This window comes from Kitasatospora sp. NPDC002227, assembly GCF_040296285.1.
Lineage (GTDB): Bacteria > Actinomycetota > Actinomycetes > Streptomycetales > Streptomycetaceae > Kitasatospora.
In genome coordinates this window covers 1-11,174 of sequence record NZ_JBEOWY010000096.1, presented here as the reverse complement: position 1 = coordinate 11,174, position 11,174 = coordinate 1, and the positions used below count along the sequence as shown (strand labels likewise).

Below are 11,174 nucleotides of genomic sequence, written 5' to 3'. Positions count from 1 at the left end.
GAGGCGGCCGCCCACATCCTCGCGCAGTGCGCGGGCCTGCCGCTGGCCATCCGGATCGCCGGGGCCCGGCTGGCCGCCCGCCCGGCCTGGACCCTGCGCTCCCTGGCCGACCGCCTGGCCGGCGCCCGCCGTCTGGACGAGCTGGCCATCGAGGACGCCGCGGTGCGGGCCACCTTCCGGGTCAGCTACGACGCGCTCTGCTCCTCGCTGACCGTGGACGACCGCGCGGCCGCCCGCGCCTTCCGGTTGCTCGGCCTCTGGGGCGGCGCGGACCTGAGCCTGGAGGCGGCGGCCGCGCTGCTCGACTGCTCCGTCGACGAGGCCGACTACGCACTCGAGACCCTGGTCGACGCCCATCTGCTCGAGAACCCGGTGATGGGCCGTTACCGCCTGCACGACCTGCTGCGCGCCTACGCCCGCGAGTGCGCCGAGGCCGAGACACCGGCCGCCGAGCGCGAGTCGGCGGGCCAACGGCTCGTCTCCTGGTACCTGTACGCCGTCGCGGCGGCGACCGACTGGTTCAACCGGGAGCGGACCTCGCTGGACTACGCCTCGGTGGGCGCCGCCCCTCCGGCCGCGCTGCCGGTCCTGGCGGACCGGGCGGCGGCGATCGAGTGGGCCCGCCAGGAGCGCTCCAACTTCCGGGTCGTGACCGAGCTGGCCGCCGCCGGGCCGCATCCGCTGGCGGCCTGCATGCTGGGCGGCGAGCTGTTCCACGTCTTCACCCAGACCGCCTTCTGGGCCGAGCTGCGCGCCTGCGACACGATCGGGCTCGAGGCGGCCCGGCAGCTCGGTGATCCGGTCTCGCTGGCCAAGATGCTCACCGGGCTGAGCACGGCCGACCGGGTCTGCGGGGATCTGGAGGGCTCGCTGGCGAAGGCCCGCGAGGGTCTGGGCTTCGCGGAGCAGGGCGACAACCCTCACACCCACTTCACCTCGATGATCCACTACGCCTCCTCGCTGCACTGCGTGGAGCGTTACGAGGAGGCCATCACCGCCTACGAGCGGGCCTTCGCCGAGCGGCGCGGTCCGGTGCGGGAGGGCCCGCTGGCGGCGGCGATGAACAACCTGGGCTTCGCCTACCACAAGCTCCGGCGCTACCAGGAGGCGATCGAGCGCTACCGGCCCGCCCTCGAACTCTCCCGTGCGAGCAGGACGCTCTACGTCGAGGCCGCGATCCTGGACGGCATCGGGCAGGCCCACCTCGGCGCGGGCGACGCGGAGGAGGCGGTGTCCTGGCTCCGCCAGGCCATCGCCCTGCGGGTCAAGCTCGGCGACCAGGGCGGCACGGGCTCCAGCCTCGACCACCTCGGCGACGCCCACCGGCTGGCCGGCCGACTCGACGAGGCCCGCGACTCCTGGACGCGGGCGGTGACCGCCCTCGAAGCCGTCCGCCACCCCGGCGCCGACGCCGTCCGCGCCAAGCTCGCCTGAGCCGGCCGGGGCGCGGTCAGCGCCGTAGGACGGTGATGCCGTCCTCCTCGGCCACCGTGCGGTAGCCCTCGGCGCGGTAGCCGGCGAGGGCGGCCGCGGTGGCGGCCTCGGCGCAGGGGGACTTGACCGTCGGGTCGGTGGCGTCGGCGACCACCCACTCCGGCGGGTCGGCCGAGAGCGGCCCCGGCTGCTGGCAGACCAGGCTCACCTCGGCCCGCGCGACCAGGATCGGCGCCAGCCGGTTGGTCGAGGCGACGTGGGCGCCGTCGGGTATCGCGGCCAGCAGCCGGTGCGCCTTCCGGACGTGGGCCGAGGGCTGCCAGCTGCTCGGCAGCGCCAGCTCCCGCATCGGGTAGACCGCCGTCGTCACCACCGCGAAGGCCGCGCAGACGGCGAGCACCCGCCGCCGCCCCCGGGCCGGCTGCAGGCCCGGGCGCCGCCCGAGGCAGTCCACCAGGGCGCCGAACAGCACCGGCATCAGGATCGCGCTGTAGTGGTAGCTCGGCTGCCAGTAGTGCACGTTGTCGGCCAGGAACCGCCAGGCCAACGTCGGCGCGCAGAGCAGCACCAGCGGGGAGCGCACCCCGACGAAGGCGACCGGCGCGGCCAGCATCAGGAGCAGCAGCCACTTCACCGGCGGCCAGCCGAGCTTGGCCGCCAGGGCGAGCGCCGCCCAGGGCGAGGCGCCGCCGCCGGTGTGGGTGCCGGGCAGTTGGTGCCAGTAGTCGAAGACCCCGTGCGGGTTGGCGAGCGGCAGCAGGACGGCCATCTCGACCACCGTCGCGCCCAGCCCGAACACCGCCACCGCGAGCCCGAGCCGCCGGACCGGCCGGGCGCCGCCGCGGTGGGCCAGGTAGCCGCCGAGGGCCGCCACCGTCAGTCCGAGGTCCTCCTTCACGAGCACCAGTGGGAGCGCCCACAGCACGGCCGCCCGCCAGCGCCGCTCCCCCAGCGCCTCCACCGCGAAGGCGAGCAGCGGCACGGCGAAGCAGATCTCGTGGAAGTCGAAGGAGACCGCCGAGACGATGCCCCAGGAGCTGCCGAAGGCCAGGCCGATCACCAGCCCGGCCCGCGGGCCGGCTGTGCGGTACGCCCAGCGGGTGACGGGCAGGCAGGCCAGGGCCAACAGCGCGGCCTGGGCGACCAGCAGGGTGACCGGGGTGGGGAACAGCCGGTAGGCGGGGGCGAGCAGGGCGAGCACGGGGTGGAAGTGGTCGCCGAGCAGGTCGTAGCCGGGGCCCTTGAGCGGGACCACCGGGAGCTGCCCGTGGGCGTAGGCGCGGACGGCCTGTTCGAAGATCCCGAGGTCGAAGGCGGCGCTCAGCATCCGCTCGTGACGGCTGATCGAGAGCAGCGTGTACAGCACGAAGTACAGGCCGCCGACGGCAAGGCCCAGCTGCGTCGGGCCGGTCCGACGCCGGACCACGGAGAGCGTCGGCGCGGTGGGCGCCGGACGCACCAGGTTGTCGATCATCACCTGATCACCATTCCACTAGTTAACTAGTGGAATGGTGATCACGCCGCGAAAGGCCTTGTCAAGGCCGTCTCCTGGCTCAGGCTTGACGGGCAGGTGCCCAACTGGGCAGGATTTCCCTAGATAACTAGTGGAATGGCGGTCCAGCGTGGTCGAGTACCTCATCGACCGGCACAGCGGGCTCTCCCCGTACCTGCAGATCGTGGAGCAGACCAAGCGCGCCCTGCGGCTCGGCGTGCTGCTGCCGGGCGACCAGCTCCCCACCGCGCGGGAGGTGGTGGAGGCGACCGCGATCAACCCCAACACCGTGCTCAAGGCCTACCGCGAGCTCGAGCGGGAGGGGCTGGTCGACAGCCGCCGGGGCGTCGGCACCTTCGTCCGGCGCTCGCTCGCCAAACCGCAGACCGTGGCGGACTCCGCCCTGCACGGCGAACTCGCCGACTGGGTCCGCCGGGCCCGCGCCGCCGGGCTCGACCGTGAGGACGTCGACGCCCTGGTCACCACGGCCCTGGACAGCGGCTTCGCCGAACCGGACGCCTGACCAGCCCCACCGCAGCACCACCCCATGAGGAGCCCGGGTGAGCCACCCCATACCTGCCACCGCCGGCCCCGGCGAGCCCGCCGCGCTCACCGCGGTCGGCCTGGGCCTGAAGTACCGGAAGAACTGGGCCCTGCGCGACTGCGACGTCCGGCTGCCCGCCGGGCGGATCTGCGCGCTGGTCGGCCCCAACGGCGCCGGCAAGAGCACCCTGCTCGGCCTGGCCACCGGCCTGCTGGCCCCGACCACCGGGCAGGTGAGCGTCTTCGGCCGCCCGGCCACCGGCGCCGAGGCCCGCAGCCGGGTCGCCTTCCTCGCCCAGGACAAGCCGCTCTACCCGAGACTCACCGTCGCCGAGACGCTGCGCGCGGGCCACGAGCTCAACCCCGGCTGGGACCAGGCCACCGCCGCACGGATCGTCACCCAGGGAAATCTCGACCCCGGGGCCAGGGTCGGCACCCTGACCGGCGGCCAGCGCACCCGGGTCGCCCTGGCGCTGGCGCTCGGCAAGCGCCCCGAACTGCTGCTGCTCGACGAGCCCCTCTCCGACGTCGACCCGGTGGCCCGCCAGGAGCTCACCGGCCTGCTGATGGCCGAGGCCGCCGAGCACGGCACCACCGTGCTGATCTCCTCCCACGTGCTCGCCGAGCTCGACGGCGTCTGCGACTTCGTGCTGCTGCTCGGTGACGGCCGGATCCGCCTCGCGGGCGACGTGGACGAACTGCGGGAGGCCCACCGGCTGGTGGTCGGCGCCCACGACGGCCCCGGCACCCCGCCCGGCCTGGCCGGCCACCGGGTGGTCGAGCTGCGCCGCACCGGCCGTCAGCTCACCGCCCTGCTCCGCCCCGCGGGCCCGCTCGACCCGAGCTGGGACGTGACCGTACCGACCCTGGAGGACCTGCTGCTCGGCTACCTGCGCGCCCCCGACGCGGCCCCGCTGCTGCTCCCGGAGGCCGTCCCGGCCCAGGCTGCGGCCGGTACTGCGGCCGACGCCTCGGCCGGTGCTTCGGCCGGTGCCGCGGAGGTGGCCGCCTGATGGCCGCGACCCTCCTCGACCGGCCCCGCTCCCGCTTCGGGCTGCGCGGCGTCACCTGGCTGAGCGGTCGCCAGGAGCGCACCGCCTTCCTGGTCGGCGGCGCCGTGCTGCTGCTGGTCTGCGCCTGGCTGCTCGCCTCCGGCGGCCTGTTCCACCACTATGTGACGGTCAACCACCTTGAAGGCTGCAACGACGTCTACTTCCCGCCCGAGTGCGAGGCCCGCAGGGACGGACTGGCCATGGAGCCCTGGGCGCTGTGGAAGCCGGCCGTGGAGATCACCGGCTGGGTGCTGGTCGGCCTGCCGCCCGCCCTCGGTCTCTTCCTCGGCGCGCCACTGCTGGCCCGTGAGTTCGAGACCGGCACCTACCGGCTGGCCTGGACCCAGTCGGTCTCGCGCCGGCGCTGGCTGGCCGCCCGGCTCGCCGTGCCGCTGGCGGTGACGCTCGCGGGCTCGACCCTGCTCGCGGTGGTCTCCACCTGGTGGGTCGGCGTGATCGAGGGTCGGTTCGGTGTGCCCGGGTACTACCACTGGTTCACCTGGCTCACCCGGAGCACGACCGGCCCGGCCGTGGTCGGTTTCAGCCTGCTGGGCGTCGCGCTCGGCGCGGCCGTCGGGCTGGTGGTGCGCCGGGTGGTCGCCTCGATGGCGGTGACGGCCGCGCTGCTGCTGGTGCTGCGCCTGGCGATCGACGCGCTGCGCTTCCTGTTCACCCCGGCCCGGGAGTCGGTGGTCGCCGCCCGAGTGGCGCTCGACCCCGGCGGGTCCAGTGCCACCGTCATGATGCAGAACGGCCATCTGGGCACCAGCACCCCGCTGGAGTCCCTCATCCTCGAGAACGGCCTGATCAGCTCCGACGGCACCCGCCTGCCGCTGCCGAGCGACTGGATCGACACCCTCCCCGACGGCCGCATCCTCTGCACCACCGACGCCTGCCACACCCACCCGGACGTGGTCCAGGCCTACACCAGCTACCAGCCGGCCGGCGTGCACTGGCCGATGCTCTGGACCGAGAGCGGGCTGGCGCTGCTGCTCGCGGGGCTGCTGGTCGGCTTCTGCTTCCTGTGGGTCCGCCGGGTCCGCTAGCCCGCCCCGTACCGGCCGCTCCTGGTCAGCCCGCCTCCGGCGGGGTGGCCAGGAGCTCTTTCGTTTCGGTGAGGAAGCGGTGCACGGCGGCCAGTTCGGCCGGGGAGTAGGCGCCGGCCTGGTCCAGCAGCCGCCGGATCAGCGGACCGAAGTACGACTCCCCGAGCGCCACCGCCTCCGCCGTGACGCTCAGCAGCACCCGCCGCCGGTCGGCGGTGTCGCGCTCGCGGCGGACGTGGCCCAGTCGCTCCAGGCGGTCCACCAGGGCCGTGGTGCCCGCCGAGTTCAGCCCGAGCTGCCCGCCCAGGTAGCCCGGGGTGGCCGCCGTGCCCGACCGGGCCGCGTCCAGCAGGCAGATCAGGGCACGCAGGTCGGTCGGATGCAGCCCGTTGGTCTGGGCGAAGCGGGCCGCGAGGGCATCAAGCTCGACGGTGACGGCCCGCAGGCGGTGGACGAGGAGCATCGGGTCCGGTGCTGACATGGTGCCAGTATATTCTCTCGTTGAGCGAGATACTTGCCAGGCGAGACAACTGTCTCGTGGCCCGCCCTCGATCGGAGCCTCAGTTGACCAGCGTCACCGCCTCCGCCTTCCGCACCGCCTACGACGCAGTGCTCGCCGAGTGGCCCACCCCGGTGGAGACCCGTGAGCTGCCCACCCGCTTCGGGCGCACCCACGTCAACATCACCGGCGCACCGGACGGCCCGCCGCTCGTCCTGCTGCACGGTGGCAACGCGACCGCGGCCGTCTGGTACGCCAACGTGGCCGGCCTCGGCCGCACCCACCGCCTCTACGCCGTCGACCGCCTGCAGGAGGCCGGGCTCAGCACGCCCGGCGAACGCCCGCCCAGGCGGGTACCGGAGCTGCTCGACTGGCTGGGCGAGGTGCTCGACGGGCTCGGGCTCGGCGAGGCGGCGCTGCTCGGCCACTCGTACGGGGGCTGGCTGGCGCTCGGTTACGCGGTGCACGCTCCGCAGCGGGCACGGCGGTTGGTGCTGCTCGACCCGACCCAGTGCTTCGCCGGGTACCGCCCGGGCTACCTGCTGCGTGCGCTGCCGCTGCTGGCCCGGCCGAGCGCGGCCCGGGCGCTGGCCCTCGCCGACTGGGAGACCGGCGGGCCGCTCGGCACCGCGGCCCTGCGGACCTTGCACGGCCTGGCGGCCACCTACCCCGGCCGGCACATCGTCACCGGCCCCCGCCCCCGGCTCGACCGGCTCCGCACCCCCACCCTCGCGCTCTTCGCCGAACACAGCCGCACGCACCACAGCACCCGGCTGGTGACCGCCGCCCGGACTGTGCCGCACGTCCGGGCGGAGCTGCTGCCCGGGGTCTCGCACCACGGCCTCCCCTTCGCGGGCGGCGCGGAGCTCGACCGGCGGATATCGGCCTTCCTCGAGCTGCCGTAGCGGCTCAGCCCGGTGAGACCGGGAGGGTGGCGGTGACGCGGAACCCGGAGCGGTAGGGGGCCGCGGTGAGTTCGCCGCCGCAGACGGCCACGCGTTCGGCGAGGCCGAGCAGACCGTGGCCGGTGGAGAGGTCGCGGCGGGCGGCGGGAGTGTGGCCGGCGCCGTCGTCGGTGACCTCCAGGTGGAGGCGCTCGGCCCAGGTGACCCGGACGGCCGCGTGGCTGCCCGGCCCGGCGTGCTTGGTGATGTTGGTGACGGCCTCCTGGACCAGCCGGTAGGCCGTCAGGTCGACGCTGGCGTCGAGCCGGGCCGGGGTGCCGACCACCTCGAGCTCGACCGCCACCCCGGCGCGGCGGACGTCCTCGAGCAGCTGCTGGAGGTCGCCGAGGCCCCGCCGGCCCTCGGTCTCGGCCGTTTCGTCCGTCTCCGGGTCGGCCGAGCGCAGCAGCCGCAGCATCCGGCGCAGCTCGGCCATCGCGGCCCGGCCCAGCTCCTCGATGTGGCCGAAGGCCTCGGCCGTCCGGCCGGGGTCGGAGCCTTCGCAGGTGCGGGCGGTCTCGGCCCGCATCACCATGACGGCCACGGCGTTCGCCACGATGTCGTGCAGCTCCCGGGCGATCCGGGTCCGCTCGCGGACGACCCGCTCCCGGGCGGCCGCGAGTTCCCGCCGGTCCCGCTCGGCGGCGGCCCGCGCTGCCCTGCCCCAGCGGGCCAGGCCCCAGGCGGCGCCGGTCAGGGGCAGCATGAAGGCGAGGTTCGCCGCCACGGTCGCCGTGAGCCAGCGGGACGGGGAGATCGCGACCAGGTGATAGGTCTCCAGCGCCACCGGCACCATGGTCAGCGCGAGCGCCGCGAAGGCGGCGGGCAGCCCGCAGTACTCGGCCACCGTGTAGAGGGCGAGCAGCAGGCCGAAGTACGGGGTGTAAGCGACCACCCCGGCCGCCGTGAGCGCGATGGCTGCGGTGGTCAACCCCCACACCACCGCGAAGACCACCAATGGATGCCGGCGGCGCAGGACCAGCGCGACAGCCTGCAGCAGGGCGAATCCCAGCACCTGCAGTTGGGTCGCCCAGCCGGTCCCCGGGGCCGTCGGGTTCCCGGCGAAGAACACGTCCGGCACGGTGATCGCGAGCGAGAGGGCGAGGTCCTGCAACCAGACCGACTGCACCCGGCGACGGGTGAGGGGCGGGGCGCTGGGGCTTGCTGCGAGGTCCACTGGATTTCCTTGTTCCGTCTGTACGTGTCAGGGCGGGCAGGCCCGCCCGCCTGGGCGGCGGGCGGGCGGGGACGGCGGGGGCCAGTCCCGTCAGGTCCCCATCACGCAGCAGGGCAGACGCGGGCCGGAATTGCAGCACTGCCCGTCCGAGTACTCGGTCACGCCCATCGCATAGGGGGCGGCGAGGCCTTCGTCGCCCGGCCCGAGTTGGCCGGAGCGATGGATCGGGTAGCCGAGGTTGGAGTAGGTGGCCCACAGGTCACCCTTGGTGTCCGTCAGTTGGCGAACGAATTCGTCCCGGGTGAACACGACCTCCGGGTAGTCGATCTCCTGGCTGAGGTTCAGCTGGGCCGAGGTCGTGACGGTGCCGTCGACCTCCAGGGCCCGCAGGGACAGGCCCGAGACGGTGATCTTCTGTCTCAGGATGTCCCGGCTGCCGTCGTCCGCGTAGCGGGCGATCTGGACGCCGAGCTGGTTCCAGGGGTCACGGAGGCGCTCGGGCGGGTGCGGCACCACCACTGTCCGGGCCGCGAGCAGGATGCCTTGGGCGAGGGCCTCGCCCCAGCGGCCGTCCTGGTCGATGAGGTGCACGGTGACGCCGAACGTCTCCCGTGAGGTGGTCTGGTCGGTCATGTCGAACCTCGATCTGATGCGGGTCGAGTCCGCGATCGGTCACGGGTGGCGGCGTTGCCTCCTTCCGGTTCGGAACACTCCCCACCGTCCCCCCGGGGCAGTCCCGGGCGCATGAGCCCCGAGTCCCACTCTCGTCCCACCTGTCACCGCTCGCTCGGACGGCGCTGTTGGTGACGACGGGTCAGCAAACCGGGGCAATCCTGTCATGACTCTTTCAATACCGGGAGTTTACTGTCAGGCTTCCTCCTGGCCTCAGGGACGGGAGCGCCTCTCTGCGGCTGCCCGCCCGACGGGCTCCCCCGGGCGCTCCACCACCCGGGAGGAAACCATGAGAGGAACGGGCACGGCGAGAAGAGGCCTCACACTCGCCGCCGGTGCCGCGCTGTTCGCGAGCGTCTGCCTGGCCAACGCGGCCGGTGCCACCACCGCCCAGGCGGTCGGTACGGCCGGGGCCGGAAAGGCCGTGGCAGGGACGCATGCCGCCGTCGCACCCCTGGACTGCACCCCCACGCAGATCCTGGCCAACCCCGGCTTCGAGAGCGGCACTTCGGGCTGGACCAGCTCCAGCGGGGTGATCGGCGCGGCCTCCGGCCAGAGCGCCCACTCCGGCAGCTCCTTCGCCTGGCTGGACGGCTACGGCTCGTCCCACACCGACACGCTCTCCCAGAGCGTGACCATACCCAGCGGCTGCACCACGGCCTCGCTGAGCTTCTGGCTGCACATCGACACCGCCGAGACCGGCTCGACCGCGTACGACAAGCTGACCGTCAAGCTCGGCTCGACCACGCTGGCCAGCTACTCCAACGTGAACGCCGCGGCCGGCTACGTGCAGAAGACCTTCGACGTCTCCTCGTTCATCGGGCAGACCGTCCCGCTGGCCTTCAGCGGCGTCGAGGACTCCAGCCTGCAGACCAGCTTCGTGCTGGACGACTTCTCGTTGACCACCGGCGGAGGCGGCAATCCCCCGCCGCCCACCGACACCGTGCGCACGCCCTCCCCGGGCAAGTACACGGTGAGCCTGAGCAGTGACGCCGCGGGCAGCGTCTGGAACGGCCACGAGAGCGTCACCTTCACCAACCCCTCGGTCACTCCGCTGACCGAGGTGTACCTGCGGCTGTGGGACAACTGGCACGGCAGCTGCCCGACCACCCCGATCACCGTCACCAACGTGACCGGCGGCACGGCTTCGGCGCTCTCGGTGGCCTGCACCGCGATGAAGATCACCCTCCCGGCGCCCGTGGCCCAGGGTCAGGGCGGCACCATCGGCTTCGACCTCGGTATCAGCGTGCCGAGCGGGGCCGACCGGTTCGGGCGGGACGGCTCGTTCAACTTCATCGGCAACGCGCTGCCGGTGCTGGCGATCCGCGACGGTGCCGGCTGGCACCTGGACCCGTACACCAACAACGGTGAGGCCTTCTACTCGCTGGCCGCCGACTTCGACGTGACGCTGGACCACCCGACCAGCCTTCAGGTGCCCGCCACCGGAACCTCGGTCGACTCCCCCGGCACCTCGGGCCGCACCGTCACCCACGCGACCGCGAGCAAGGTGCGCGACTTCGCCTGGGCGGCCGGGCCGTTCACGAAGATCTCCGGCACCTCCCCTGCCGGGGTCGCCGTCAACATCTACTCCGTCAACGGGATCAGCTCCTCCGACTCGCAGTCGATGCTCTCCACCGCGAAGTCCGCGGTGGACGCCCACGCGGCCCGGTTCGGCGCGTACCCCTACGGCGAGCTGGACGCCGTGATCGACAACAACTTCTGGTTCGGCGGCATGGAGTACCCGGGCTTCGTGCTCGACCTGGTCTCCACCACCGCCCTCACCCACGAGATCGCCCACCAGTGGTGGTACGGCATCGTCGGTGACGACGAGTACAACGGGCCCTGGCTGGACGAGGCGTTCACCGACTACTCGACCGACCTGGCCCTCGGCAGCACCGGCTCGGGCTGCTGGAACAGCGTCTCCTGGGCCTCCTCGGCCGAGAAGATCACCAACTCGATGGCCTACTGGGACGCCAACTCGGGCCGGTACTCCACCGTCGTCTACGGCTACGGGAAGTGCGCCCTGCACGACCTCCAGCGCCAGCTGGGCGACACCGTGATGGCCAAGCTGCTCAAGGACTACGCGCAGGCGCACTGGTACGGCGTCTCCACCACCGCCGAGTTCAAGGCGGCGGCGCAGGCCGTCAGCACCACCGACCTGACCTCCTTCTGGAGCCAGCACCGGATCGAGGGCTGACCTCGGCACGGTGAGTGGTGGGGGCCCCCCCCCCCCCGGGGGGGCCCCCCCACGGGGGGCGCAGCCCCCGGGCGGAGCGGGATGGGAACAAGAAAAAAAAAAACAAAAAAAACCAAAA

At 73.2% G+C, this 11,174-nt stretch carries 10 protein-coding genes; 6 read left to right on the top strand and 4 right to left on the bottom strand.

All coding sequences use genetic code 11. The features are described 5' to 3' along the window. Positions 1-1,434, top strand: a 1,434-nt coding sequence (locus tag ABT095_RS38010) for a tetratricopeptide repeat protein (RefSeq protein ID WP_350534203.1), incomplete at its 5' end; no start/stop codon positions are given. 16 nt (positions 1,435-1,450) lie between these two features. On the opposite strand, the gene ABT095_RS38005 is transcribed toward ABT095_RS38010, so the two are convergent. Next, positions 1,451-2,908 (bottom strand): DUF2079 domain-containing protein, encoded by a 1,458-nt coding sequence (locus ABT095_RS38005; RefSeq protein WP_350534202.1) that lies wholly within the window; start codon positions 2,906-2,908, stop codon positions 1,451-1,453. 148 nt (positions 2,909-3,056) lie between these two features. Here ABT095_RS38005 and ABT095_RS38000 point away from each other — a divergent pair, with 148 nt between their 5' ends. The 3 genes from ABT095_RS38000 to ABT095_RS37990 are packed head-to-tail and all read left to right on the top strand — an operon-like array spanning position 3,057 to position 5,567. After that, the gene (locus ABT095_RS38000; protein ID WP_350534201.1) at positions 3,057-3,449 is read left to right on the top strand and encodes a GntR family transcriptional regulator; all 393 of its coding nucleotides are present in this window, start codon (positions 3,057-3,059) and stop codon (positions 3,447-3,449) included. 37 nt (positions 3,450-3,486) lie between these two features. Then, the gene (locus ABT095_RS37995; RefSeq protein ID WP_350534200.1) at positions 3,487-4,482 is read left to right on the top strand and encodes an ATP-binding cassette domain-containing protein; all 996 of its coding nucleotides are present in this window, start codon (positions 3,487-3,489) and stop codon (positions 4,480-4,482) included. Continuing rightward, the gene (locus tag ABT095_RS37990) at positions 4,482-5,567 is read left to right on the top strand and encodes an ABC-2 membrane transporter-related protein (RefSeq protein ID WP_350534199.1); all 1,086 of its coding nucleotides are present in this window, start codon (positions 4,482-4,484) and stop codon (positions 5,565-5,567) included. Before ABT095_RS37995 ends, ABT095_RS37990 begins: the two co-directional genes overlap by 1 nt. 25 nt (positions 5,568-5,592) lie before the next feature. Here ABT095_RS37990 and ABT095_RS37985 read toward each other — a convergent pair whose 3' ends face one another. Further along, positions 5,593-6,048 carry a MarR family winged helix-turn-helix transcriptional regulator gene (locus ABT095_RS37985; RefSeq protein WP_350534198.1) on the bottom strand — a complete coding sequence of 152 codons (456 nt, stop codon included), beginning with the start codon at positions 6,046-6,048 and terminating at the stop codon, positions 5,593-5,595. 83 nt (positions 6,049-6,131) lie between these two features. Here ABT095_RS37985 and ABT095_RS37980 point away from each other — a divergent pair, with 83 nt between their 5' ends. After that, on the top strand, positions 6,132-6,971 hold the full coding sequence (locus ABT095_RS37980) for an alpha/beta fold hydrolase (protein ID WP_350534197.1): 840 nt from the start codon (positions 6,132-6,134) through the stop codon (positions 6,969-6,971). A 4-nt stretch (positions 6,972-6,975) separates the two neighbouring features. Here the strand turns inward: ABT095_RS37980 and ABT095_RS37975 are convergent, their stop codons facing one another. Next, a complete protein-coding gene (locus ABT095_RS37975; protein WP_350534196.1) occupies positions 6,976-8,187 on the bottom strand; it encodes a sensor histidine kinase in 1,212 nt (403 codons plus the stop codon). A 90-nt stretch (positions 8,188-8,277) separates the two neighbouring features. Further along, on the bottom strand, positions 8,278-8,820 hold the full coding sequence (locus tag ABT095_RS37970; protein WP_350534195.1) for a hypothetical protein: 543 nt from the start codon (positions 8,818-8,820) through the stop codon (positions 8,278-8,280). 328 nt (positions 8,821-9,148) lie between these two features. Here ABT095_RS37970 and ABT095_RS37965 point away from each other — a divergent pair, with 328 nt between their 5' ends. Beyond that, a complete protein-coding gene (locus ABT095_RS37965) occupies positions 9,149-11,056 on the top strand; it encodes a M1 family metallopeptidase (protein WP_350534194.1) in 1,908 nt (635 codons plus the stop codon). Positions 11,057-11,174 lie beyond the last annotated feature (118 nt).